The sequence below is a fragment of the Microbacterium sp. NPDC057944 genome (assembly GCF_042887445.1).
Classification (GTDB): Bacteria; Actinomycetota; Actinomycetes; order Actinomycetales; family Microbacteriaceae; genus Microbacterium; species Microbacterium natoriense.
In genome coordinates this window covers 947,651-971,849 of sequence record NZ_JBHVPJ010000002.1, presented here as the reverse complement: position 1 = coordinate 971,849, position 24,199 = coordinate 947,651, and the positions used below count along the sequence as shown (strand labels likewise).

The window sequence follows — 24,199 nt, the reverse complement described above, 5'->3', positions numbered from 1 at the left end:
TATATGGATACCGGGTATGCAGGGGAACCCCCGCGTCCTCAGGACGTGCGGTTCCGCGGTGCGCGGTCTTTCGGGAGTCGGAGCGCGGCGATGATCAACCACACCATCGAGGGGAACCGGGCGATGGGCAGGAGCACGGCGAGAGCGGGCACGGCGACGGCGAGCGTGCCGAGGACGGCGATCCCCGCGAGGACGAGACCGGTGATCGCGAGCCAGCGGGGGAGCAGTCCTGCGAGCAGCCCCGGAACGGCGATGCCTGCCACGAGAAGACCCAGAGGGACGACGGCGCCTGGCCCGCCGGAGATGAACGCGAGGTCGTGGAGTGTGCGCACGAGAGCGTCGTCCGCGAGGGTCGCCGGTCGTGTGAGACCCCAGGATGCGAACGCCGAGATCGTCATGGCCGCGGAGGAGAGGATGCCGCCGGCGAAGGCGATCGAGACCCCCGGCGCGCGGATCCCGAGACGGTTCAGCCGCGTCGTCGAGACGGCGGCGTAGATGGCGAGGGGCAGGGCGGCGGCGAACTGCAGGAGGGCGGTGATGGTCGTGGCGGTGGTGTTCTGGCGGAAGTAGTCCAGGATCGCCCGATCCTCGCCGAACGGGGAGGGGTAGGTCGTGCCCGCGAGGAGCAGCGGGATCGTGAGGGACATCATGAACAGCGCCATGGTGACGATGCCGATCGGTGCGAGAGGCGGGCCGGGCTGGCGACGGGTGGATGCCGTCGATGGTTCAGTCGTAGTCATGAATCATTCATAGCACAGAATGATTACCGTGGGTGGATAAACTGTCGACATGCCCGCACCCTCCACCCCGCCGTTCCGACGCATCGCGTTCCTGCTCTCCCAGGTGGGATCCGCCGTCGGCCAGCGATTCGCCGAGCGGGTGGCGCCGCTGGGCGTGCAGCCGAGCGATCTCGGCATCCTGCGCCTCATCGCGCAGTCGGACGGGCTCAGTCAGCAGGAGCTCGCCGGCCAGCTCGGCGTCGTGCCGAGCCGCGTGGTGGCGCTGATCGACTCCCTGCAGGAGAAGGGGCTCGTGCGGAGGGTGCGCAGCCAGTCCGATCGGCGGGTCCAGCGGCTCGAGCTGGACGCCCGAGGGCGAGAGGTCCTCGCCGAGATGCGCACGGTCGGCGCGGCGCATGAAGCGGCGACGATCGAGGTGCTGACGGAGCAGGAGCGCGCGACACTCGCGGAGCTCCTGGGCAAGCTCGCCGAGGCCCACGGGGTCGATCGCGACGTGCATCCGGGGTATCGCGCAGGCCGATGAGACGGCGTGCAGACGATCTGCAGGTCACAGACCGGTAACATGAGCACGTATGCCTGCTGTTCGCCGTGCGGCGAGCGGGCTGTTCACCCACTGACAGGGAGATGACATCCGTGGCCAATCCTCTTGAGAAGCTGCTGCGCGCCGGTGAAGGGCGGGTCATCCGTCGTCTGAACCAGGTCGTCAAGGCGGTGAATGCGCTGGAAGAGGACATCTCCAAGCTCACCGATGACGAGCTGCGCGACGAGACGACCGTGCTGCGCGAGCGGTACGCGGCAGGCGAGACCCTCGACCAGCTCATGCCCGAGGCGTTCGCCGCCGTCCGTGAGGCGGCCAAGCGCACACTCGGCATGCGCGCGTACGACGTGCAGATCATGGGCGGCGCGGCCCTCCACCTCGGCAACATCGCCGAGATGAAGACCGGTGAGGGCAAGACCCTCGTCGCCACGTTCCCCGCCTACCTGAACGCGATCGCCGGCGAGGGCGTGCACGTCATCACGGTGAACGACTTCCTCGCCTCCTACCAGGCCGAGCTCATGGGCCGCGTGTACCGCGCGCTCGGGATGACGACGGGCATCATCGTCTCCGGGCAGACGCCCGCCGTGCGCCGCGAGCAGTACGCCGCCGACATCACCTACGGCACGAACAACGAGTTCGGCTTCGACTACCTGCGCGACAACATGGCGTGGCGCAAGGAAGACCTCGTGCAGCGCGAGCACTACTTCGCGATCGTCGACGAGGTCGACTCGATCCTCATCGACGAGGCGCGCACGCCGCTGATCATCTCCGGTCCGTCGTCGGGGGAGGCGAACCGCTGGTTCGCCGAGTTCGCGAAGATCGCCCGGACCCTCGAGGTCGGCGAGGACTACGAGGTCGACGAGAAGAAGCGCACCGTCGGCGTCCTGGAGCCCGGCATCGAGAAGGTCGAGGACTACCTTGGCATCGACAACCTGTACGAGTCCGCGAACACCCCGCTGATCTCGTTCCTGAACAACTCGATCAAGGCCCTGGCCCTGTTCAAGAAGGACACCGACTACGTCGTCATGAACGACGAGGTCATGATCGTCGACGAGCACACCGGCCGCATCCTGGTCGGACGCCGTTACAACGAGGGCATCCACCAGGCCATCGAGGCCAAGGAGGGCGTCCCCGTCAAGGCGGAGAACCAGACCCTCGCCACGGTGACGCTGCAGAACTACTTCCGCCTCTACGACAAGCTCGCAGGCATGACCGGTACCGCCGAGACCGAGGCGGCGGAGTTCATGTCGACCTATAAGCTCGGCGTCATCCCGATCCCGACCAACAGGCCGATGATCCGCAAGGACCAGGCCGATCTCGTCTACAAGAACGAGACCGCGAAGTTCGCGCAGGTCGTCGAGGACATCGCAGAGCGCCACGCCGGCGGTCAGCCGGTGCTGGTCGGCACGGTGAGCGTCGAGAAGAGCGAGTACCTCTCCCGCCTGCTCGCCAAGAAGGGCGTCAAGCACGAGGTCCTCAACGCGAAGAACCACGCTCGCGAGGCCGAGATCGTCGCCCGCGCCGGTCGTCTGGGCGCCGTCACCGTCGCCACGAACATGGCCGGTCGCGGTACCGACATCATGCTCGGCGGCAACGCGGAGTTCCTCGCCGTGCAGGAGCTCAAGTCCAAGGGGCTCGACCCGGTCGAGACCCCCGAGGAGTACGAGGTCGCCTGGGACGAGGCGTACGCCGCGACCAAGTCCGTCGTCGCCGAGGAGGCCGAGAAGGTCATCGAGGCCGGCGGGCTCTACGTCCTCGGCACCGAGCGTCACGAGTCGCGACGGATCGACAACCAGCTCCGAGGCCGCTCCGGTCGTCAGGGCGACCCCGGTGAGAGCCGCTTCTACCTGAGCCTCACCGACGACCTCATGCGCCTGTTCCAGTCGGGGGCGGCGGAGGCGATCCTCAACCGCACCAACTTCCCCGACGACGTGCCGATCGAGTCCGGCCTGGTGTCGCGCGCGATCCGCAGCGCGCAGTCGCAGGTCGAGGCGCGCAACGCCGAGATGCGCAAGAACGTCCTCAAGTACGACGACGTGCTCAACCGTCAGCGCGAGGCGATCTACGCCGACCGCCGCCACATCCTGCAGGGCGATGACATCGCCGACCGCGTGCAGCACTTCATCGAGGACGCGATCACCGGAGTCGTGAACGACCACACCGGCGAGGGCCACAACGAGAGCTGGGACTTCGACGCGCTCTGGACCGAGCTGAAGACGCTCTACCCGGTGGGCGTGACGATCGACGAGGTCGTCGCCGAAGCCCAGGGCCGCAAGGGCGGCATCTCCGCAGACGGCCTCACCCGTGAGCTGCTGTCCGACGCGACGATCGCCTACGAGAAGCGGGAGGAGTCCCTCGGCGAGGCGGCGACCCGCGAGCTCGAGCGCCGCGTCGTGCTGCAGGTGCTCGACCGCCGCTGGCGCGACCACCTCTACGAGATGGACTACCTCAAGGACGGCATCGGCCTCAGGGCGATGGCGCAGCGCGACCCGCTGATCGAGTATCAGCGTGAGGGCTACGCGATGTTCCAGTCCATGATGGGGCAGATCAAGGAGGAGTCGGTCGGCTACCTCTACAACCTCGAGGTCGAGGTCCGTCGCGCGGGAGACGCCGAGACCGCAGAGGTCGAGGCCAAGGGTCTCTCCGAGGGCGGCGGCGAGCAGCGACTCGAGTACTCCGCGGCGAACGACGCCGGCGAGGTCGAGGTGCGCAACGATCGAGGCCAGGTCCAGCAGGCCGCGACCGAGCGTCTCCGCCAGGCCGCTGCCGCACGTGCAGCGGCGGAGCAGCCCGAGGCGGAGGCCGAGGCCCCGCGCGGCGCCTTCGGCCAGAAGACGGATGCCGCCGCCCCGGCGCCGGCCGCGGGCAACCGCGAGCAGCGCAGGGCGCAGGGCAAGAAGAAGAAGTAGCCCGCGATGACGAAGGGGTCGATCCGCACGGATCGGCCCCTTCGTCGTGGGAGGGCGCGGGGGATCCGCGCCGGGGTCGCTTCGAGGCTCGACGATGGCATCGGGCTGAGTGGAGGACCCGCGCATCGCTGATCGGGTCTCGGCGGAACCCGGTGGAAGAATGACGGGGTGAGCACTGCAGAAGAGCGCGTCCTCGAATCGACCAGAGTCGCGGACTGGATCCGCGGAGCCATCCTCGACGGCGTGCGCGAACCGGGAAGCAGGCTCATCGAGCGCGACCTCGCTGCGGAGTTCGGCGTGAGCCGCGTGCCTGTCCGCGATGCTCTGAAGGTGCTCGAGGGGGAGGGGCTCGTCATCCTGCGGCCCCGCACCTGGGCGGTGGTTCGCGAGTTCACCTCCGCCGACATGACGGATCTCGACGAGGTGCGTGCGGTGCTCGAACCGCTGGCCTTCCGTCTCGCCGCGGAGCGCCATCGCCGAGACGGACTCGAGGAGCTGCGGAGGGCGCTCGAGGCGGAGAAGAGCAGCGCCATCGTCGAGGATCGGATCACGTCGCGGCGCGCCGCCGCGGACTTCCACGAGGTCGTCACGGCGCTGGCCGAGAACCGCCTGCTGCAGGACCTGATGCGGAGCATGCGCAGCAGGCTGCGCTGGGGACTCTCCCAGCACGACGACCTCGTGCACGTCACCGATGAGCACGAGGCTCTGTTCCAGGCGATCAGTGCCCGGGACGGCGAGCGGGCGAGCGCACTGGCTCTCGCTCACATCGACACCAGCCGACGCGAGCGAGAGGCGCATGAGTCCGCGCTGCGCAGCGCGGCCCCGCGAGCGTGACGAGGAGGTCTCGAAGCGGCGCTAGGCTTGGGCGATGACACCATCGCGCCACTTCGACCAGTCGTCGAAGCTCAAGAACGTCCTGTACGAGATCCGCGGAAACGCCCTCGTCGAGGCGGCGCGGCTCGAGGCGGAGGGCCATCGGGTCCTCAAGCTCAACACGGGCAACCCCGCGATCTTCGGGTTCGAGGCTCCGCACCAGATCGTCCGCGACATGCTCGCGGCGCTTCCCACCGCCCACGGCTACAGCGACAGCAAGGGCATCGTCTCGGCCCGTCGTGCGGTCGTCAGCCGGTACGAGGAGATCGAGGGCTTCCCGCGTTTCGATCCGGATGACGTCTACCTCGGCAACGGGGTCTCCGAACTCATCACCATGACCATGCAGGCTCTCCTCGACGAGGGCGACGAGGTGCTGATCCCGGCCCCGGACTACCCGCTGTGGACCGCGATGACCAGCCTGGCCGGCGGCACCCCGGTGCACTATCTGTGCGACGAGGACGACGAGTGGCAGCCGTCGCTCGAGGACATCCGCTCGAAGATCACGCCGCAGACCAAGGCGCTGGTCATCATCAATCCGAACAACCCGACCGGCGTCGTGTACTCGAAGGAGATCCTCGAGGGAATGGTGCAGATCGCGCGCGAGCACGAACTGCTGCTGCTGTCGGACGAGATCTACGACCGCATCCTGTTCGACGACGCCGTGCACATCCCCACGGCCACGCTCGCGCCGGACCTTCTCTGCCTCACGTTCAACGGGCTGTCCAAGACGTACCGCGTGGCCGGCTATCGCTCGGGATGGATGGTGATCACCGGACCGAAGTCGCACGCCAAGGGGTTCATCGAGGGCATCACGCTCCTCGCCTCCACGCGGCTGTGCCCCAACGTCCCCTCGCAGTACGCGGTGCAGGCGGCGCTCTCCGGAGTGCAGTCGATCGACGCGCTGATCGCGCCGACCGGGCGCCTGCACGAGCAGCGCGACGTCGCGTGGGAGGGGCTGGAGTCGATCCCCGGGGTCTCCTGCGTGAAGCCTCAGGGGGCCCTCTACGCCTTCCCTCGACTCGATCCGAACGTGCACGAGATCCGCGACGACGCCAAGCTCATCTACGATCTGCTGGTCTCGGAGCACATCCTGCTCGTGCAGGGCACGGGCTTCAACTGGCCGACGCCCGATCACCTCAGGGTGGTCACGCTTCCCGAGCCGCGCGTGCTCGCCGAAGCGGTCGAGCGGCTGGGGAACTTCCTCTCGAGCTATCGGCAGTAGTCGCCGCTGACGGGGAGAGCGACGTCGCGAGGCGGCGGACGGCGGCGACGAGCGTCGAACGGGGGACGACGTCGGCGACGGGTCCCGCGTGGAGCAGCGCGGCGTCGGTGGAGCGCCGATCGAACGGCAGGAACGAGACGTCGGTGATCCCGGCGAAGCGGTCGAGCGTGCGCCGGATCTGTCCACGAGCATCGATGCCCAGAGGGCCGGGTCGCACCTGGTTGACGACGACCGTGACGGACGTGGGCGACGTGAGTCGACGCAGCTCGGCATGCTCTCGCAGGAAGCGGCTGATTCCGAGCGGGTCGGCCGCGGCGACGGCGACGATCGCATCGGCCTCCTGGAGCGCGGCCATGGTGGCGGCGTGGCGACGCGGCCCGACGAGGTCGTAGGTCGCCTCCTCATCGGCGTCGAAGGCGGCGGCCACGTCGACGATCGTCTCGTCGGCCCAACCGCGGCATGCCTGCAGCGCCGCGCGAAGGCGCGGAGCGGAGAGCTCCGGCCATCGGCTGGGGCGGTTGATGCCGGACAGGACGTCGATCTCCCCGCCGCTCGTCTCGATGGTGCTGCACAGTCTGGTCAGCTCGGCGCCGTCGAGGGCTCCGAGCTCCGCACGGCGACATGCGGCGGCGATGCCGGGAGCATCGTCGCCGAGCCCGAGCTGGAGCGCGATCGACGGCGCGACGGTGTCCGCGTCGATGAGGGCGGTGCGGCGCCCCGTGCGCGAGATCTCGACGGCGAGCTGCACCGCCAGGGTCGAGCGGCCGGGCGCCCCGGCAGGACCCCAGATCGTGATGACTCGACGCGGACGTTCTGCGGGGCGCGGAACGACTTCCGGAGCATCGGCGGCGAGTGCTTCCGCGATCTCCCAGCCGGCGGAGGCCGCCGGGAGCGCGGGTGGCAGACCGTAACGGGAGAGCACACGATCGTCGCCGTCTCCCACGGGGATGATGCGCACTCCGGCCCGGTCGCATGCGGCGATGAGAGCGGGGCTGAGCACCGCCCGCGTGCCGGGAGCGATCACGGCGATGACGCCATCGGGCAGGGGCAGGATCGCTCCCGGCTCGGTCACCGCGGCGACACGCACGCCCTCGAGCTCGAGCTCGGCCGCGAGGACGCTCGCCCTGGGCTCGGCGATCGCGACGACCACCGTGCTCACGGCGTCGCTCCGATGGGTACGACGGACAACGCCGCACCGCCCGTGATCGCGGCGAGGACGTCGGCCACGTCGGCGCGATCGATGACGACCTCCACCATCGCCGTGTCCGAGGCCAGCATCCCCTCCGCTTCGACGACCGTGCCGATGACGACGTCGGAGACGAGGATGCGCGGGACGTCGAAACCCCGACCGTCAGGAAGCGGAGGCGCCTGCCAGAGGTCGACGAGGGTTCCGGCCGAGACGTCTTCGGGGATGCCGGTGCCGCTCTCGACCACGATCGTCGTGCGTCGGCTGCTCTCGGCCGTGGCGATCGCGGTGGCGGGGACGAGCTCTCCCTCGGCGAGTGTCCGTGCCGCCACCTCGCCGGGCTTCAGATCCTGCGGCGCGAGGTAGTCATCGGTGAGGGCTCCCAGACTCACGTCCACCGCCTGGAAGTCTGCGGAGGACAGCGCCTCGCCCTCGACGATGGTGCGATGGGCCTGGAGCACCGGTGTTGTGCGCCCGGACGAGGACACGATCGCCCAGACCCCCGCGATGGAGATCACGACGAGCGCTATGCCGATCAGGAAACGCACGTCGCCCCAGAAGGCGCGGCGGGATCGTGTCAGGGATGTCATGGCCATATGGTCACAGAATCCGGACGAGAGCCTCGAAAGTTCTCCACAGGTCGATGTCGAGGGGAGGTTCCTCCTCGGTCCGGTGGAGAATGGACGCATGGTCGACTCCGATGCTCCCGCGCCGCGCTTCCTGGCGCCCGCCCAGGTGGCGGAGCTGTTGAGCATCGAGGTCGATGAGGTGGTCGCGCTGATCTACGCGGGGAGACTGCGGGGGTCGCAGCTGGGCTCGCCCGCGCGCTGGCGCGTCGAGGAGCCGAGCCTCGCCGAGTATCTCGCCGAGCAGTCGGAGGAGGCCAGGCGCATGGCCCTGTGGCGTCAGTCGAACGAAGCGAGCTTCCCTGAGGTCTGGGGGACGTCGTCCGCTCAGGGCAGCTGATCCCCTGAGAGATCCACGGCGGAGAGCGCCGTGAAGGGCACGATGCGGAATCCGTGCACGGCGCTCGCTCGTCTGGCGGCCCCGCGATCATGCACGGCGAGATCGAGATGGTCTGAGCCGGCTCGATCCACGGTGCCATGCAGCCGCTCGCCGTCGATCGTCGTGAGGTGCACGGGCACCCGACGACGGGCGAGATCGCGGAGGATGAAGCCCAGAGTCATCCGCTCTCGCATCGATCGCTCCTGTCCGGCCGAGTCGTCAAGGCTTCCGAGCAGCGAACCGTGGTCCGTGGCGAGCCCGCGGATCGCATGCAGGGGAACGATCCGCACCGTCGCCGCCGCAGACGCGCCGTCCGCGGCCGTGACGGTCGCCGCCGTCCAATCCGCTCCCAGCGAGCGCAGCAGTAGACCGCATCGGCCGATGCCGGGGAGGTCCAGGGTCACCGCGGACCCTTCCGCGCACAGCAGCCGCAGCCGGCTGCGCAGATCGAGGCGGGAGATCCGCAGCCGTTCCGATTCCGCATCGAGCGTCGCCCGCTCCGCCTCCCACTCCGCGGCGAGCTGGCCTTCGAGGTCGTCGAACAGTCTGTCCCAGTGCATCTGACCGAGATTAAACGACCCGTCAGAAGTGCGTACGAGTTATCCACATTCATCAGGAGACACGGGGTGGAGGCCGCCGCCGCCGTGCTCTACTTGCCGCAGTCTTTCCCCGATCGAGAGCACGACGATGACGCTTCACGAGTACTTCGCACCGCAGCCGACGCCCCGCGCCGAGCTGCCGGACCCCGTTCCGCTGCTGCGCAGTCTCACCCAGGGCGTCCTCGAGGTCCTCGCCGGGGTCAGAGAGGTCGATCAGCTCGCCCGCTGGTTCAGCGAAGACGCATTCCGGAGCCTGGTGGCCAGGGCGAATCTGTCGGCAAGGGCGCGCAGCGCGAGGGGGGTTTCGCCTGCGCGCCCGACCTTCGACATCCGATCGATCCGCACCGCCGAGCCGGTCGACGGCGTCGTGGAGGCCGTCGTGGTCGTGGCGGGCCCCGGGCGCACGCGCGCCGTGGCCATCCGCCTCGACGGGGTGGATCGGCGCTGGCGAGCCACCTCCCTCGCCGTGCTCTGACCTGCCGGGTACGAGGCGCGGCCCCAGTAGGCTTGGGGGGTGTCAACCCTCAGTGATCTCGCCCAAGCGCAGGGCCGCCTGACCGACAACGACGTCGAATGGCTTCACCGCCTCGCCGGCGACGGTCAGCTCCTCGCGGACCTCGCCTCCGCCGACATCGTCGTGTGGATCCAGACGGAGGACGGCTCTTTCATGGCCGTCGCGCACGCCCGTCCGAGCGGCGCGGCCACCCTCTTCTACCGTGACATCGTCGGCGAGCGGGTGAGGCCGCAGTGGCGCACCCAGGTGCAGGGCGCGTTCGAGTCGGGGGAGATCGTCGACTCTTCCTCTCCCGACTGGTTCGAGGAGACGCCGACCCGCGTCCGCGCGGTGCCGATCCTGAACGACCGCCGTGGTGCGGAGCGTTCGACATCCGTCATCGGCGTCGTGACCAGGCACACCAACCTCGGGGAGGCGCGCACCCCCTCGCGTCAGCAGATCACGTTCGACGAATGCGCGAACGATCTGTTCCGCATGATCGCCGACGGGAGCTTCCCCGACCTGGCCGCACCCACGTCGCCGCGCCGAGGGGCGCCGCGTGCGTCCGACGGGCTGATCAGGATCGACGTCGACGGCATCACGACGTTCGCGAGCCCCAACGCGCTGTCGGCCTTCAATCGCATGGGCTTCGACGACGAGCTCGAGGGCGAGTCGCTCGCGGAGGTCACGACGCGCCTGGTCCCGCCTTCGCGTCAGGTCGACGAGTCGCTGCCCGTGGTCGTCACCGGCCGAGCGCCGTGGCGCACCGACATCGAGGCGCGCGGCGTCACCGTGTCGTTGCGGGCGATCCCGCTCAAGGACCACGGCACCCGCATCGGCGCCATCGTGCTGTGCCGCGACGTCTCCGAGCTGCGCCACCAGGAGCAGGAGCTCATCACCAAGGATGCGACGATCCGCGAGATCCATCATCGGGTGAAGAACAACCTGCAGACCGTCGCCTCCCTGCTGCGCATCCAGGCGCGTCGCACCCATTCGGACGAGGCGAGGGACGCGCTGACCCAGGCCATGCGCCGCGTCGACTCGATCGCCGTCGTGCACGACACGCTCGCCCAGGGGCTCACCCAGAAGGTCGATTTCGACGAGGTCTTCCATCGGGTGCTGAAGCTCGTCGCCGAGGTCGCCTCGGCGCCGAACACGCGCGCCCGCACCCAGTCGACGGGCCGGTTCGGGGTGCTGCCGAGCGAGTACGCGACCCCGCTCGCGCTCGCGCTCACCGAGGTCGTCACGAACGCGGTCGAGCACGGTCTCGCCGGGCAGGAGGGCATCGTGACGATCGACGCCAGCCGCACGGAGGAGAATCTGAGGGTGACCGTCCGGGACACGGGACACGGGCTTCCGGAGGGGCGGATCGGTCAGGGCCTCGGCACGCAGATCATCCGCACGCTCATCCAGGGCGAGCTCGGCGGCACCATCGAGTGGCGCGGCAGCGAGGGGGAGGGGACCGAAGTGGTCATCGACATCCCGCTGCGCTGGCTGACGAAGTAGTCCGCGACACGACGAAGCGGCCCGAGATCCAGGGGATCTCGGGCCGCTTCGTCGTCGGTCTCAGGACGCGCGGCGGGCGCGGGCGGCGCGACGCTTGAGGGCGCGGCGCTCGTCTTCGGAGAGGCCTCCCCAGACGCCCGAGTCCTGGCTGGTCTCGAGGGCGTACTGCAGGCAGATCTCGGTGACGGTGCAGGTGGCGCAGACGGTCTTCGCCTTCTCGATCTGGTCCACGGCCGGTCCGGTGTTCCCCACGGGGAAGAAAAGCTCGGGGTCGACAGTCAGGCAGGCGGCTTTGTCGCGCCAGTCCATGGGGGCTCCTCGGTGTGGATTTCAAGAGATGTCGCAGTGCGACGTCTCGGATTCGGGCGGCCATTCGGGGATCGGCTACCCTGTTCAGATGCGGGCGGATGCTCGCTGTTTGTGATGCGGGCAGGAAGCCCGCCCCACGCCGCTGTGGGAGCACATGACTTTGTCTATTCTGTTACATGAAACCTTCGAAATCAAGGGTTTTCCTCCTTCTCATTCGATTCCCAGGAGACATCGTGCGTGCACCAGGACTCGCTCTCGCCGCGGCTGCGGTTCTCGCCGTCGAGGGGCTCGCGCTCGTCGTGTTCGCCCTGATCGAGCTGGTCGGTCTCGGCGCGGGGGACGCGGCATCCCTCCCCACCGCGCTCGCCCTCATCGTCCTCACGCTCATCGGCGCAGTGGCCCTCATCGCGTTCGCCTTCGGCGCGCGGGCGGGGCGCTCCTGGGCGCGCTCGGGGGGAGTCGTGATCCAGGTGCTCGCCATCGCCCTCGCGCTGGCGTCGCTCACCGTGCAGCCGATCTCGTGGACCTTCGTCGCAGGCGTTGGACTGCCCGGACTCATCGGCTTCGCACTGCTCATCGCCAGTGCGCGCGCCGAGGGCGGGCGCCCTCAGGAGGACTGACGCCGCGCTCGCGGCGCCGGGGCGGCCGTCGGCATCCGATCAGGCGTCGACGCCGAGGAGCTTGCGCAGCCGGGCGACGTGCCCTGTGGCCTTGACGTTGTAGAGCGCGAGCGTGATCGTGCCGTTCTCGTCGAGCACGAAGGTCGAGCGGATGACGCCCTCGATGACCTTTCCGTAGTTCATCTTCTCGCCCCATACGCCGTAGGCGGTGTGGACGGCGTGGTCGGGGTCGCTCAGGAGCGTGAAGGTGAGTCCATCGCGCTCGCGGAACTCCGCGAGCTTCTCCGGGGTGTCGCGGGAGATGCCGACGACGCGGTATCCGGCGCCCTGGAGGGAGGAGATGCTGTCGCGGAAGTCGCATGCCTGGGTCGTGCAGCCGGGGGTCATCGCCGCCGGGTAGAAGTAGAGCACGGTCTTCTCGCCGCGGAGGTCCGCGAGACGCACGGTCTCGCCGTCCTGGTCGAGGAGGGAGAAGTCAGGGGCAGCGGTTCCGGGTTCCAGTCGCACAGTCACCCGATCAGCCTACCCGCCGTCGCGTCGGCGAACCGGGTAGGCGACAGCATGACGCGTCCACGCGGTGGGCGTGAACGGCGTCACCGTCCCGGCGTCTGCTCCGCTTTGTCGGCGAACGTCTGCAGCAGGCGCTGCAGTGAATCTAGACGAGCTCGGCCGGTCTCGCCCAGCTCCCCGCGCTCCGCCGCCTCGATGAGGGCGCAGTCCGGCGCATCGGCCAGGTGCGTGCATCCACGGGGGCAGTTCTCGGCGATCAGCGCGAGCTCGGTGAAGGCCGCGAGGATGTTCGCGGGCTCGACGTGCCCGAGGCCGAACGACCGCACGCCGGGGGTGTCGATGACCCACCCGCTGCCCTCGGGAGTCCGATAGCGCAGGGACACGGTCGACGAGGACGTGTGCCGCCCGCGACCGGTCACCTGGTTCACATGACCGGTGGCGCGGCCCGCGGTCGGCACGAGCGCGTTGACGAGCGTCGACTTGCCCACGCCCGAGTGGCCGACGAACACGGTCGAGTGCCCGATGAGCGCCGCGCCGATCTCCTCGACGGGCATGGTCTCCTGGGCGCTCGTGAACACGCGCAGGTCGTCGAGGCCGTCGAAGTGCGAGAGGAACTCCGTGGGGTCGGCGAGGTCGGTCTTGGTCACGACGAGCAGGGGCCGGATGCCGGCATCCAGAGCGGCGACGAGATACCTGTCCACCAGCCGCGCGCGCGGCTCCGGATCGGCGGCGGCGACGACGACGAGCATCTGGTCGGCGTTGGCGACGATCACCCGTTCGACCTGATCGGTGTCGTCCGCGCTGCGCCGCAGCAGCGAGGTGCGCTCGACGATGCCGACCATCCTGGCGAGGGTCCCCTCGTCTCCGGAGGTGTCGCCGACGACGCGTGCCCGGTCGCCCGTGACGATGGGGGTGCGCCGCAGCTCACGCGCCCTGGTCGCGGTGATCGCGCGCTCCTCCGGAGTGTCCTCGCCCATCAGCACCGAATAGCGGCCGCGGTCGACGCCGAGCACCCGTCCGATCTGCGCGTCGTCGTGCGCCGGCCGGCGTTTGGTCCGCGGACGGTTGCCCTTGGGGTTGGGACGTGTGCGGATGCTGCTCTCGTCGTAGTCCTCGAAGTCGTCCTCGAGGTCGTCGTCGTCGGAGAGCCAGCTCACGCGGAGTCGCCCCGCAGCATCCGCTCCCACAGCGCGGTGAACTCGGGGAGCGTCTTGGCCGTCGTGCCGATGTCGTCGATCTCGACTCCGGGCACCCGGAGCCCGATGAGCGCTCCGGTCGTCGCCATGCGGTGGTCGTGATGCGCGGCCCAGACGCCGCCGTGCAGCGCGCTCGGGATGATGCGCAGCCCGTCGGGCAGTTCTTCGGCCTGACCGCCGAGAGCACGGACGTTCCCGATCAGGGCGGCGATCCGATCGGTCTCGTGGAGGCGGATGTGGCCGATGCCGCGGATCGTCGTGGGGGAGTCCGCGAATGCGGCGAGTCCGACGAGGGTCGGGGTGAGCTCGCTCGCCGCCGACAGGTCGAGATCGAGGCCGCGGATGCCGGAGCCCGCGCGCACCGTCAGCGTGCCGCTGTGCCGGCCCACGTGGGCGCCCATCGCCTGGAGGATCTCGGGCAGCAGGTGGCCCGGCTGCGTCGAGTGCACCGGCCAGCCGGTGACGGAGACGGATCCGCCCGTGACGAGGGCGGCGGCGAGGAAGGGCGCGGCGTTGGAGAGATCCGGCTCGATCGCGATCTCCTTGGCACGGGGCACCCCGGCCTCCACCAGCCATTCGCCGGTGGCCGGTCGCTCGATGCGGATGCCGCGTCGGCTCAGCGCCTCGATCGTCATGTCGATGTGCGGAAGGCTCGGCAGGTGGGTGCCGGTGTGGACCAGGTGCAGGCCGACGTCGAAACGGGGGGCGGCGAGCAGGAGGCCCGAGACGAACTGGCTCGACGCGGAGGCGTCGATCTCGACCCGGCCGCCGCGGATGCGGCCGTGGCCGCGGATCGTGAAGGGCAGCGCCCAGGTGCCCTCGTCGTCGATGTCGACGCCGAGATCGCGCAGTGCGCTGATGAGTCCGCCCATGGGGCGGTGCAGCGCCGTCTCGTGGGCGGTGAGGTGCACGTCGTGCTGGGCGAGGCCGGCGAGCGGGGCGACGAAACGCATCACGGTGCCGGCCTGGCCGCAGTCGATGGTGGAGCCGCCGGTGAGCTTCGCGGGGGTCACGACGAGGTCGGGGCCGAACTCGCCGCCCGTGTCCTCCTCTTCGATGCCGACGCCCAGAGCGCGCAGCGCCTCGACCATGCGGCGGGAGTCGTCGGAGTGCAGCGGGGCGATCAGACGCCCTGGTCCGTCGGCGATCGCGGCGATGATCAGCTCGCGGTTCGTCAGCGACTTCGAGCCGGGAATGGTCACCGTGGCGTGCACGGAGCCGTCGATGGCGGGCGCGGCGTAAGAGCCCTGGACGAGGGGAGGGGAATACCTGTTGGCGCTCATCGGTTCCCACTTTAGTGAACACCGATGTGCGCCCGACCGAACGGGAGCCGCATTCGGGGAGAAGGAGAGAGGATGCTCGCAACGCTTGAGCGCGAGTTCGTCGACCTCAGCGGCCTAGACTGGCCCGTGATGGATGACACCGCAACCGCAGACACGGTCAGCGACCCTCGCCGCGAGTTCGAGGAGCAGGCGATCCCCTTCATGGATCAGCTGTACGCCGCCGCCATGCGCATGACCCGCAACCCCGCCGACGCCGCCGACCTGGTGCAGGAGACCTTCGTGAAGGCGTACGGCTCGTGGGCGACCTTCTCGCAGGGCACGAACCTCAAGGCGTGGCTCTACCGCATCCTCACGAACACGTACATCAACATCTACCGCAAGAAGCAGCGCGAGCCGTTCCAGGGCACGATCGACGAGCTCGAGGACTGGCAGCTGGGCGGCGCGGAGTCGACCACGGCTTCGCACAGCCGGTCGGCGGAGGCCGAGGCGATCGATCGCATGCCGGCATCCGTCGTCAAGGACGCGCTGCAGGCGGTGCCGGAGGACTTCAGGCTGGCCGTCTACCTCGCCGACGTCGAGGGATTCGCCTACCAGGAGATCGCCGACATCATGAAGACCCCCATCGGCACCGTGATGAGCCGTCTGCACCGTGGCAGGCGGATGCTGCGGGAGCTGTTGGCCGACTACGCCGCAGAGCGGGGCATCGCCGCGGCTGACACGAGGAGCAGGAAATGAGCGACTGCGGCTGCGACAAGGCCCGTCAGGATCTGGAGGAGTACCTCCGCAACGAGGTGTGCAAGACCGAGCACACCGAGATCCGCGAGCATCTCGAGAACTGCCCGTCGTGCCGCGATGAGGCTCTGGTCGCGACCACGCTCACCGAGGTCGTGGCCCGCGCCTGCAAGGAGACCGCTCCGGAGGAGCTGCGCGATCAGGTGTTCGCGCGTCTCCGCGAGGTGCAGGCGAGCGCGCACTGATCTGATCGAGGCCGTGTCGACATCTGACCGCTTCGGCCGATCCCCGCGTCGGAACCCCCGGCTACGGTAGAGGCATGACCACCCTCGATGCCCGAGACGTCCCGACCGAACCGATCTCCGCAGAACGACTCGCCGCCGCAGGGCTCGAGTACCGTCTCGTCGACTTCGCAGATGAGAGCGTCGCGAAGACCTATCAGCGCGCCGTGTCCCGCGGCTTCCTGGGCGGAGAGCCCACGGCCGAGGCGCTCGCGTACGGGAAGACCCCGTTCGAGACGCGGCGCAACACGGCGGTGTTCGACCCCGCCTCGCCGACGGCGGAGTTCCCCGTCGCGACCGTGAACTCCTGGGTCGCCCCGCTCACCGTGCCGGGCGGCTCCGAGATCGACATGTGGTCGATCAGCGTCGTCACGGTGGCCGCGACACACCGACGTCGTGGCATCGCCAGAGCGCTGCTCGAGGGGGAGCTCCGCGCCGCGGCGTCCGCGGGGGCGCCGATGGCCGGTCTCACCGTCTCCGAGGCGACGATCTACGGGCGCTATGGATTCGGCTCGGCCATCCCGATGTCGCGCTTCGAGGTCGACACGCGCCGTGCCGGCTGGGCGGGGCCATCTCCCGCAGGGCGCATCCAGTACCGCGAACGCGAGGAGCTCGCCGACGATCTCGGCGTCGTGCACGACCGCGTGCGGCGCACCCGTCCCGGCCAGGTCTCGGGCTGGCGCACGCGCTGGGAGGGCTTCGCAGGCGTGTCGCCGTCCGATTCCGAGCGCGACAAGGTCCGCGGCGTCCGCTACCTCGATGAGGGTGGCGCGGTCCGCGGCGTCCTCGTCTACACGCTCGGCGAGAAGGGCGGCACCTTCCGCTTCGGACTGCACGTGAGGATGCTCGTCGCGGAGACTCCGGATGCGACGGCCGCGCTCTGGCGGTTCGCCCTGCAGCACGACCTGGTCGACGAGGTCACCGCGGAACTGCGTCCCCTCGACGATCCTCTTCCCTGGCTGGTCGCGGACCCGCGCGGCGTCGTGCAGACGGTCCACGACCACGGCTGGCTGAGGATCCTCGACGTCGCAGCCGCGCTGTCGGCGCGGCGCTTCTCCGCGCCGCTCGACGTCGTGCTGCGCATCGAGGACGCACTGGGCTTCGCGTCGGGGGACTGGCGTCTTCGTGTCGCCGAGTCGGGAGTCGCGACCGTCGAGCCTGCGTCCGCCGCCGAGGTCGACGCGACGATGGACGTCGCCGTGCTGTCCACGCTGTACGCCGGGGGAGTGCGCGTCTCGACGCTCCACGGGGCGGGGCTGATCGCGGCCGATGCCGACGTCGCAGAGCGTCTGGATCGGGCCTTCGCTTCGTTCCCCGTGCCTGCTCTCGACATCTGGTACTGACCCCTCACGAGTGGTCCGCTCGCCGTCGATCCCTGTGATCGAGGGCGTGGCGGTCGCTCGCCGTCGTCAATCGGAAAGAATCTTCACAAAATAATTGGAAAGGTCTTTACCGGAAAGGACCTTTACTATAACCTCGCTTCGAGGGCGGATCCCCCTTCCGCTCTGCTCGACAAGCCAAAGAAGCCCTTGAGACGAGGTTCCCATGCACGACAACCGCTGGAGGAAAGCACTTCCTCTTGTCGCCGGCGCCGCCGCACTCGCCATCACCCTGGGCGGGTGCGCGCCGGCTGGATCCACCTCAGCCGGTGACCGCCCGCTGCGGATGTGGTCCGGATCGATGACGCCGATCACCAACAACTTCAACCCGTTCGCCGTCGACACCGCCACGCACATGACCTACGGTGCGATCTACGAGCCGCTGTTCTTCTTCAACCAGCTCTCGGCGGACGCACCCGTCGGATTGATCGGCGACTCGTACGAGTTCAACGAGGACGGCACCGTCCTCACCATCAAGATCAAGCCCGACCTCAAGTGGTCGGACGACAAGGACCTCACGTCAGAGGACGTCGCCTTCAGCCTGGGATACGCCTCCAACCTCGACCCCGACATGGTGTCGGCCGAGGCTCCGGACGCCACGACCGTCGTCGTGACGTACTCGACGCCCAAGTTCACCGCGACCTCCATGATCCTCGGATCGACGTGGATCATCCCGAAGCACATCTGGTCGGACATCACCGACTACATGACCGAGACCAACACGGACCCGGTCGGCTCAGGGCCGTACACGCTCAAGTCGTTCACCGACGCCGCCTACACCCTCGAGGCGAATCCGCTCTTCCGCGAGGGCGCGCCCGACGTCAAGGAGGTGCAGGACATCGGCATCGACTCGAACCAGTCGGCCGAGGACCTGCTCAAGACCGGCAAGCTCGACTGGGTCGGCCAGTTCATCGCGAACCCCGACGGCGTCACGTCGAATGGGCGGATCAGCACCATGAACCAGCAGCAGGACCCGACGGTGATCACCACCTGCTCCGACGTGTCCCTTGGCTGCGAGGGCGCCCAGACCGACCCCGCAGTGCGTCAGGCGCTGAACCTCGCCATCGACCGCAGCGCCATCACCTCGAAGGCCTTCGCGGGACTCGCCGGTGAGGCGTCCCCGAGCTTCGCGCTGCTTCCGCGCGACGAGAAGTGGCTCGGCGACCCCGAGCTCGCGACCAGCCCGCAGAAGCCCGACGCCGCATCGGCGGCGGAGATCCTCGAAGCGGCCGGCTACACGAAGGACAGCGACGGCTTCTACGGCAAGGACGGCACGCCGATCGAGCTCGACCTGTTCTCGCCGGACGGCTGGACCGACTACAACGACGCCGCGAAGCTGATCAGCTCTCAGGCCGCGAAGGCCGGAATCCGCGTGACCGCCCGCACCGTCTCGGAGACCGAGTACTGGAGCCAGGTCGCGAACGGCCAGTTCCAGCTCGCGCTGTACGGCCTCACCCAGTCGCTCGTCGCCGATCCCTTCTCGAACTACGACCAGTACTTCGCCACTCCCGCCACGGCCAAGGTCGGCGAGACGCCGACGAAGGGGCAGAACTACGCCCGTTACAGCAACGCGACGGTCGACGCCGCGGTGCTCCAGGCCGGAAGCACGCTCGACGAGGCGACGAAGCAGCAGGCCTACGCCACGATCCAGACCGAGATCGCGAAGGATCTGCCCTACATCCCCGTGGTGCTGAACGCCTCGCAGTCGTTCTTCAACACGGCGGACTTCACGGGCTGGCCGACCGAGAGCGACATGTTCGCGGCGCCGCTGCCGTACCTGTCCACGGCATCCGCGGTCATCCTGACGCACCTGCGTCCGGTCAAGAAGTAAGGCCGGTTCCATGGTTCGATCCTGCGAGAGGAGGACGGCGTGAAGTTCTGGATCCGCCGCATCGTGTTCTACGTCGTGACGCTCTGGGCAGCCGTCTCCCTCAACTTCCTGTTGCCCCGGATGCTTCCGGGCGACCCTGTCGCGATCATGCTGGGCAAGCTCCGCCGCGGCGGACGTCAGCTGTCGCAGGAGACGGTCGACGCCGTCACCGCTCTCCTCGGCGGTGACAAGGGATCGAGCCTGTGGGACCAATACATCGCCTACTGGGGCCGGATGCTGCACGGAGACCTCGGTGTCTCCCTGACCAAGTATCCGGTCCCGGTGAGCGACCTCATCGCCGCGGCGCTGCCGTGGACGGTGACGCTCGTCGGGGCGGCCACCGTCATCTCCTTCGTGCTCGGCATCATCGGGGGCGCATGGGTCGGATGGTTCCGCGGCACCTGGGTCGACCAGCTTGTGCCGATCACGACCTTCCTGCAGTCGATCCCGTACTTCTGGCTCGCCCTCGTGCTCGTCGCCGTGTTCTCGGTGCAGCTGGGGATACTGCCGATCATCGGCGCCTACGACGTCTTCGAGTACCCCGGAGGCCCCGAATGGAGCCTGCCGTTCTTCGGGAGCGTCTTCGTGCATGCGCTGCTCCCCGCCGCGACGATCGTCATCTCCTCGGTCGGCGGCTGGCTGCTCGGCATGCGCAACATGATGGTGCAGACCATGGCGGAGGACTACGTGCTCACGGCGGAGGCGAAGGGACTGCGTCCCTCCCGCATCCGCGGCGCCTACGCGGCCCGCAACGCGTCGATCCCCAGCCTCGCGGGCTTCGGGATCGCGCTGGGCTTCGTCGTCGCCGGCTCCATCGTGACCGAGCAGGTCTTCAGCTACCCGGGCATCGGCAAGCTGATGATCCAGTCGGTGCAGAGCCTCGACTACGCCCTCATGCAGGGAGTGTTCCTCGTGATCACCCTCACGGTGCTGGCGGCGAACTTCCTCATCGACCTTCTGTACGGCTTCATCGACCCGAGGGTGCGTCGCAATGGCTGATCTGATCGAGGCGCCCGTCGCCGACTCCACCCATGCCGTCGCGGTCTCCCGGGCGGACCGCCCGCGCCGCGTGTTCCCGAAGCTCTCGGGCAAGCTGCTCTCGGGCATCGTCATCATCGTCGCGATCGTCCTGTTCGGCCTGCTCGGGCCGCTCTTCACGGGAGACCCGAGGAACGCCGACTTCGATCCGCTGCTCCCGCCCAGCCTGGAGCATCCGTTCGGCACGACGAAGCTCGGCTACGACGTGCTCGCGCAGGTCGCCACGGGCACGCAGGGGTCGCTGTTCGTCGGCGTCGTCGCCGGCGTCGTGTCGCTCGTGCTCGCCCTCGTCTTCGGCGTGCTCGCCGGCTACTTCGGCGGCATCCTCGACGAGACGCTGATGCTGCTGACGAACATCATGCTCGTGATCCCCGGTCTGCCGCTCGTGATGGTCATCGCGGCCTACGTGCAGCACACCGAGGGCCTCGGGGCGCTCGCGCGCAGCTCGCTGCTCGTGGCCCTCGTGCTCGGGGTCACCGGGTGGGCAGGATCCGCCGTGGTGCTTCGGGGCACCGCACGCTCGCTGCGGACGCGCGACTACGTCGCCGCCGCTGTGGTCGCCGGGGAGCGGCCGATGCGCGTGATCTTCGTCGAGATCCTTCCCAACCTCGTGCCGCTGCTGGCGGCCCAGCTCATCTTCGGCGTCATCTTCGCAGTGCTGGGGGAGGCGGGTCTTTCCTATCTCGGTCTGGGGCCGACGGGATCGATCACGCTGGGGACCGTGCTCAACGACGCCCAGACGGGCCAGGCCGTCGGCAGCGGTGCGTGGTGGTGGTTCGTGCCGCCGGGCGCGATCATCGCCCTGATCGGCACCGGACTGTCGTTGATCAACTTCGCGATCGACGAGATCGTGAACCCGAAGCTGCGACTGGCCCCGGCCGCTGCGCGGCGTCAGCGCCGCGCACGCCGTTCCGGCCGCGGCATCGGCGGAGAGGGAGCTGTCGCATGAGTGTTCCGGTGCTGTCGGCGCGCAACGTGTCGATCGAGTACGAGGTCGATCCGCCGGTGCGGGCGGTGCGGGATGTGTCGCTCACGCTGAACCGCGGGGAGATCCTGGGGCTCGCGGGGGAGTCGGGGTGTGGCAAGACCACTCTCGCGTACGGACTGAACCGGCTGCTGAAGGCTCCGGCGCTGATGACGAGCGGCGAGATCGTGTTCCACGACCGCGACGGTCGCGACATCGACATCGTGGCACTCGACGGGGAGGGGCTCAGGGCGTTCCGGTGGGACAAGATCTCGATGGTGTTCCAGGGCGCGATGAACTCCCTGAACCCGGTGATCGACGTGCGGGCGCAGATCTTCGACATCTTCGACACGCATCGCCCGGGGATGGCGCGGCGGGACAAGCAGGCGCGCGCGGAGGAGCTGCTCACCCTGGTGGGTGTGGATCCCGCGCGTCTGACCTCCTTTCCGCACGAGCTGAGCGGCGGCATGCGGCAGCGCATGATGATCGCGATGGCTCTGGCGCTGGACCCGCAGGTGATGATCATGGACGAGCCGACGACGGCGCTGGACGTGGTCGTGCAGCGGGGCATCATCCGGGAGATCATGCGGCTGCGCGAGCGGCTGGGGTTCGCGGTGATCTTCATCACGCACGACCTGCCGATGCTGATCGAGATCAGCGATCGGATCGCGGTGATGCTGCAGGGGCAGATCGTGGAGGAGGGGACCGCGGAGGACATCTACCGGTCTCCGCAGCACGAGTACACGAAGCGGCTGCTGTCGAGCTTCCCGTCGCTGACGGGTGAGCGCGGGGACTTCGTGCGCACAGGCGCGAGCCAGGAGGGTGTCCGATGAGCGGGGAAGCGGTGGCGTCGCTGGAGGCGCGGAATCTCAGCAAGGACTTCCATCTGCGATCGGGGTTCCGCTCGACCGTCCTCCACGCGGTGAAGGACGTGTCGTTCACCGTCGAGGCCGGGCGGACCGTCGCTCTGGTGGGGGAGTCGGGATCGGGGAAGTCCACGATCGCGCGGATGCTGATGAAGCTGGAGACGCCGACGTCGGGGAGCATCCTGATCGACGGGGTCGAGACGCCCACCAGGGGACGGGCTCTGGCCGCGTACCGGTCGGACGTGCAGATGGTGTTCCAGGATCCGTTCGCATCGTTGAACCCGTTCCACACGATCGGTCACCACCTGGAGCGGCCGATCCGGCTGCACCACCCCGGTCTGTCGTCGGCGCAGGTGCGGGAGCGTGTGCTCGGGCTGCTGGATCGCGTGCGCCTGTCGCCCGCCGCGGACTACGTGGAGCGGCGCCCGCACGAGCTGTCGGGCGGGCAGCGGCAGCGCGTCGCGATCGCCCGCGCCCTCGCCCCCGGCGCCCGGTTCATCGTCGCGGATGAGCCGGTGAGCATGCTGGACGTGTCGATCCGGCTCGGAGTCCTCAACCTGCTCGCGGATCTGCAGCGGGAGGAGAACCTCGGCGTGCTGTACATCACGCACGACCTCGCGACGGCCCGCCACTTCAGCGACGAGATCATGGTGCTCTACAAGGGAGATGTCGTGGAACGCGGTCCCGCGGACGACGTGATCCTGCACCCTCAGCACGAGTACACCCGCACCCTCCTCGCCGCCGCCCCCGAACCCGACAACCTCGGTCGGCTCCGCGACGAGGTCCGCGCCGAGCTCGGCATCCACTAACACCGTTCGCACGGCCTGCCACCCCGCACGAGCGGGGAGGCGGATCCGGCGACCCGAACGACCATCCCGATCAGCGAAAGGAGCATCCATGTCACAGATCGACCCGGGCACCTCGTCCTGGTTGCGCACCAGGAACGACCGAGAAGCCCTTCGTCTGTTCCTCGAGCACGGCGCGCTCACACGCACGCGCCTCGGAGAGCTCTCGGGCATGTCGAAGCCGACGGCGACGCAGATGATCGCCCGTCTGGAGCGCGCCGACCTCGTCGCCCCGGTCGGCGAGGTCGCCGGCAGCAGAGGTCCGAGCGCCGTGAGCTGGGGCGTCCGCAACGACCGGATCAACGGAGTCGCCGTCAACATGCTCGACGACGGCATCCAGGCCGTTCTCGTCGATGCCCTCGGCACACCGCATCCGATCATCGAGCTGCCGGTCCACGGCGTGGAGCGGTCGCCGGAGAGCGATGTCGGCCGGGCCATCGAGGCGGCGTGCGCGGCGTCCGGCGCCGAACGGAGCACGGTCGAGGCCGTGACCGTCGGACTGCAGGCCGCCGTCAGCAGCGGCTCCGACACGCTGTCCCTGACCGATACGCTGCCCGGCTGGCCGTCGGAGGGGTCCCGAGAACGGATCGAATCGAGCCTCGGCGTGTCGGCGACCCTGGAGAACGACGTCAATCTCGCCACCATGGCCGAGCGGGCCTTCGGGGTCGCTCAGGATGCCGGCAGCTTCGCTCTCCTCTGGATCGGCGTCGGACTCGGCATCGGGGTCGACCTCGGTGGCTCCATCCATCGGGGCGCTCATGGCGGAGCCGGTGAGATCGGCTACCTGACCGTGGCCGGCAGACCAGGGGAGCCGGGTGCCGTGACCACAGCCCTGCTCGGCTCCGCGTACGTCATGAACCTCGCCGGAGCGCCGTCGACGGCACGCTATCCGCAGGGCGTCGCCGCGATCGCAGCGGACGAGCGGGCACTGCGGGAGATCGCCGCGCGCATAGCCGTGACCATCGAGCCCGTGCTCGCTGTGCTCGATCCGCAGCTCGTCGTGCTGGGCGGTCCGACCTCGCTCGCGGGCGGGGATCGCCTCGCCGAGCTCGTCGGCGAGATCGTCCTCAGCGAGGAGCGGCCGACTCCCTCCGTCCGACTCAGCACGACCGGCGACAGCGCCGTTCTCGCCGGAGCCCGGCGTCTGCTCGTCGAGCAGATCCGCAGCCGGCTCGAAGACCGAATCCCCACACAGTGACCCGCACGGGCGCACAGAAGAAAGCACAAGGAGAGCA

Annotated in this window: 25 protein-coding genes; 17 read left to right on the top strand and 8 right to left on the bottom strand. The window is 69.0% G+C overall.

What is annotated here, in order from left to right; translation table 11 throughout:
- Nucleotides 1-38: 38 nt before the first annotated feature.
- A complete protein-coding gene (locus ACFVRO_RS14130) occupies nt 39-740 on the bottom strand; it encodes a DUF4386 domain-containing protein (protein WP_386953338.1) in 702 nt (233 codons plus the stop codon).
- Nucleotides 741-789: 49 nt separating this feature from the next.
- Between ACFVRO_RS14130 and ACFVRO_RS14125 the strand changes: the two genes are divergently transcribed.
- The 4 genes from ACFVRO_RS14125 (at nt 790) to ACFVRO_RS14110 (ending at nt 6,282) form a co-directional block, all read left to right on the top strand.
- Nucleotides 790-1,263: a MarR family transcriptional regulator gene (locus ACFVRO_RS14125; protein ID WP_344010642.1), complete on the top strand. Its 474-nt coding sequence runs from the start codon at nt 790-792 to the stop codon at nt 1,261-1,263.
- A 110-nt stretch (nt 1,264-1,373) separates the two neighbouring features.
- Nucleotides 1,374-4,187, top strand: coding sequence for a preprotein translocase subunit SecA (secA, locus tag ACFVRO_RS14120; RefSeq protein ID WP_386953335.1), 2,814 nt, complete (start codon nt 1,374-1,376; stop codon nt 4,185-4,187).
- 168 nt (nt 4,188-4,355) lie between these two features.
- The gene (locus tag ACFVRO_RS14115) at nt 4,356-5,021 is read left to right on the top strand and encodes a GntR family transcriptional regulator (RefSeq protein ID WP_386953333.1); all 666 of its coding nucleotides are present in this window, start codon (nt 4,356-4,358) and stop codon (nt 5,019-5,021) included.
- 34 nt (nt 5,022-5,055) lie between these two features.
- Nucleotides 5,056-6,282 carry a pyridoxal phosphate-dependent aminotransferase gene (locus ACFVRO_RS14110; RefSeq protein ID WP_105672448.1) on the top strand — a complete coding sequence of 409 codons (1,227 nt, stop codon included), beginning with the start codon at nt 5,056-5,058 and terminating at the stop codon, nt 6,280-6,282.
- Here the strand turns inward: ACFVRO_RS14110 and ACFVRO_RS14105 are convergent.
- Both ACFVRO_RS14105 and ACFVRO_RS14100 read right to left on the bottom strand, forming a co-directional pair.
- Complete coding sequence (locus ACFVRO_RS14105) at nt 6,206-7,441, bottom strand: CpaE family protein (RefSeq protein ID WP_386953330.1); 1,236 nt, start codon at nt 7,439-7,441, stop codon at nt 6,206-6,208. The genes ACFVRO_RS14110 and ACFVRO_RS14105 overlap by 77 nt on opposite strands.
- A complete protein-coding gene (locus ACFVRO_RS14100; protein ID WP_386953328.1) occupies nt 7,438-8,058 on the bottom strand; it encodes an SAF domain-containing protein in 621 nt (206 codons plus the stop codon). The genes ACFVRO_RS14105 and ACFVRO_RS14100 overlap by 4 nt, the downstream gene beginning before the upstream one ends.
- A gap of 97 nt (nt 8,059-8,155) precedes the next feature.
- Between ACFVRO_RS14100 and ACFVRO_RS14095 the strand changes: the two genes are divergently transcribed.
- Nucleotides 8,156-8,434 (top strand): helix-turn-helix domain-containing protein, encoded by a 279-nt coding sequence (locus ACFVRO_RS14095; protein ID WP_105672446.1) that lies wholly within the window; start codon nt 8,156-8,158, stop codon nt 8,432-8,434.
- Here the strand turns inward: ACFVRO_RS14095 and ACFVRO_RS14090 are convergent.
- Complete coding sequence (locus tag ACFVRO_RS14090; RefSeq protein WP_386953326.1) at nt 8,422-9,033, bottom strand: hypothetical protein; 612 nt, start codon at nt 9,031-9,033, stop codon at nt 8,422-8,424. The two genes, ACFVRO_RS14095 and ACFVRO_RS14090, sit on opposite strands and share 13 nt — an antisense overlap.
- 127 nt (nt 9,034-9,160) lie before the next feature.
- Between ACFVRO_RS14090 and ACFVRO_RS14085 the strand changes: the two genes are divergently transcribed.
- Both ACFVRO_RS14085 and ACFVRO_RS14080 read left to right on the top strand, forming a co-directional pair.
- Nucleotides 9,161-9,547: an Rv3235 family protein gene (locus ACFVRO_RS14085; protein WP_105672444.1), complete on the top strand. Its 387-nt coding sequence runs from the start codon at nt 9,161-9,163 to the stop codon at nt 9,545-9,547.
- A 39-nt stretch (nt 9,548-9,586) separates the two neighbouring features.
- A complete protein-coding gene (locus ACFVRO_RS14080; RefSeq protein ID WP_105672443.1) occupies nt 9,587-11,071 on the top strand; it encodes a sensor histidine kinase in 1,485 nt (494 codons plus the stop codon).
- 60 nt (nt 11,072-11,131) lie between these two features.
- Here the strand turns inward: ACFVRO_RS14080 and ACFVRO_RS14075 are convergent, their stop codons facing one another.
- Nucleotides 11,132-11,380 carry a WhiB family transcriptional regulator gene (locus ACFVRO_RS14075; protein ID WP_017203224.1) on the bottom strand — a complete coding sequence of 83 codons (249 nt, stop codon included), beginning with the start codon at nt 11,378-11,380 and terminating at the stop codon, nt 11,132-11,134.
- Between the two features lie 233 nt (nt 11,381-11,613).
- Between ACFVRO_RS14075 and ACFVRO_RS14070 the strand changes: the two genes are divergently transcribed.
- Nucleotides 11,614-12,000 (top strand): hypothetical protein, encoded by a 387-nt coding sequence (locus tag ACFVRO_RS14070; protein ID WP_386953323.1) that lies wholly within the window; start codon nt 11,614-11,616, stop codon nt 11,998-12,000.
- Between the two features lie 39 nt (nt 12,001-12,039).
- On the opposite strand, the gene bcp is transcribed toward ACFVRO_RS14070, so the two are convergent.
- The 3 genes from bcp to aroA all read right to left on the bottom strand — a co-directional run bounded on the left by bcp (nt 12,040) and on the right by aroA (nt 14,989).
- Nucleotides 12,040-12,513 (bottom strand): thioredoxin-dependent thiol peroxidase, encoded by a 474-nt coding sequence (bcp, locus tag ACFVRO_RS14065; RefSeq protein WP_344010631.1) that lies wholly within the window; start codon nt 12,511-12,513, stop codon nt 12,040-12,042.
- Between the two features lie 80 nt (nt 12,514-12,593).
- Nucleotides 12,594-13,667: a ribosome small subunit-dependent GTPase A gene (rsgA, locus tag ACFVRO_RS14060; RefSeq protein ID WP_344010629.1), complete on the bottom strand. Its 1,074-nt coding sequence runs from the start codon at nt 13,665-13,667 to the stop codon at nt 12,594-12,596.
- Complete coding sequence (aroA, locus tag ACFVRO_RS14055) at nt 13,664-14,989, bottom strand: 3-phosphoshikimate 1-carboxyvinyltransferase (RefSeq protein WP_386953320.1); 1,326 nt, start codon at nt 14,987-14,989, stop codon at nt 13,664-13,666. Before aroA ends, rsgA begins: the two co-directional genes overlap by 4 nt.
- A 72-nt stretch (nt 14,990-15,061) precedes the next feature.
- On the opposite strand from aroA, the gene ACFVRO_RS14050 reads away from it, so the two are divergent.
- From ACFVRO_RS14050 to ACFVRO_RS14010, 9 genes are all read left to right on the top strand, one after another.
- Nucleotides 15,062-15,724 carry a sigma-70 family RNA polymerase sigma factor gene (locus ACFVRO_RS14050; protein ID WP_341942498.1) on the top strand — a complete coding sequence of 221 codons (663 nt, stop codon included), beginning with the start codon at nt 15,062-15,064 and terminating at the stop codon, nt 15,722-15,724.
- Nucleotides 15,721-15,966, top strand: coding sequence for a zf-HC2 domain-containing protein (locus ACFVRO_RS14045; RefSeq protein ID WP_105672438.1), 246 nt, complete (start codon nt 15,721-15,723; stop codon nt 15,964-15,966). Before ACFVRO_RS14050 ends, ACFVRO_RS14045 begins: the two co-directional genes overlap by 4 nt.
- Nucleotides 15,967-16,040: 74 nt before the next feature.
- Nucleotides 16,041-17,345: a GNAT family N-acetyltransferase gene (locus ACFVRO_RS14040; protein WP_386953317.1), complete on the top strand. Its 1,305-nt coding sequence runs from the start codon at nt 16,041-16,043 to the stop codon at nt 17,343-17,345.
- A 202-nt stretch (nt 17,346-17,547) separates the two neighbouring features.
- On the top strand, nt 17,548-19,212 hold the full coding sequence (locus ACFVRO_RS14035) for an ABC transporter substrate-binding protein (protein ID WP_105672436.1): 1,665 nt from the start codon (nt 17,548-17,550) through the stop codon (nt 19,210-19,212).
- 39 nt (nt 19,213-19,251) lie between these two features.
- Nucleotides 19,252-20,250, top strand: a complete 999-nt coding sequence (locus tag ACFVRO_RS14030) for an ABC transporter permease (protein ID WP_105672435.1) — start codon at nt 19,252-19,254, stop codon at nt 20,248-20,250.
- Complete coding sequence (locus tag ACFVRO_RS14025) at nt 20,243-21,238, top strand: ABC transporter permease (RefSeq protein ID WP_386953314.1); 996 nt, start codon at nt 20,243-20,245, stop codon at nt 21,236-21,238. The genes ACFVRO_RS14030 and ACFVRO_RS14025 overlap by 8 nt, the downstream gene beginning before the upstream one ends.
- Complete coding sequence (locus ACFVRO_RS14020) at nt 21,235-22,086, top strand: ABC transporter ATP-binding protein (protein ID WP_223586673.1); 852 nt, start codon at nt 21,235-21,237, stop codon at nt 22,084-22,086. Before ACFVRO_RS14025 ends, ACFVRO_RS14020 begins: the two co-directional genes overlap by 4 nt.
- A complete protein-coding gene (locus ACFVRO_RS14015; RefSeq protein WP_386953312.1) occupies nt 22,083-22,928 on the top strand; it encodes an ABC transporter ATP-binding protein in 846 nt (281 codons plus the stop codon). The genes ACFVRO_RS14020 and ACFVRO_RS14015 overlap by 4 nt, the downstream gene beginning before the upstream one ends.
- An 88-nt stretch (nt 22,929-23,016) precedes the next feature.
- On the top strand, nt 23,017-24,162 hold the full coding sequence (locus tag ACFVRO_RS14010) for an ROK family protein (RefSeq protein ID WP_386953309.1): 1,146 nt from the start codon (nt 23,017-23,019) through the stop codon (nt 24,160-24,162).
- The last annotated feature ends 37 nt before the right edge of the window (nt 24,163-24,199 follow it).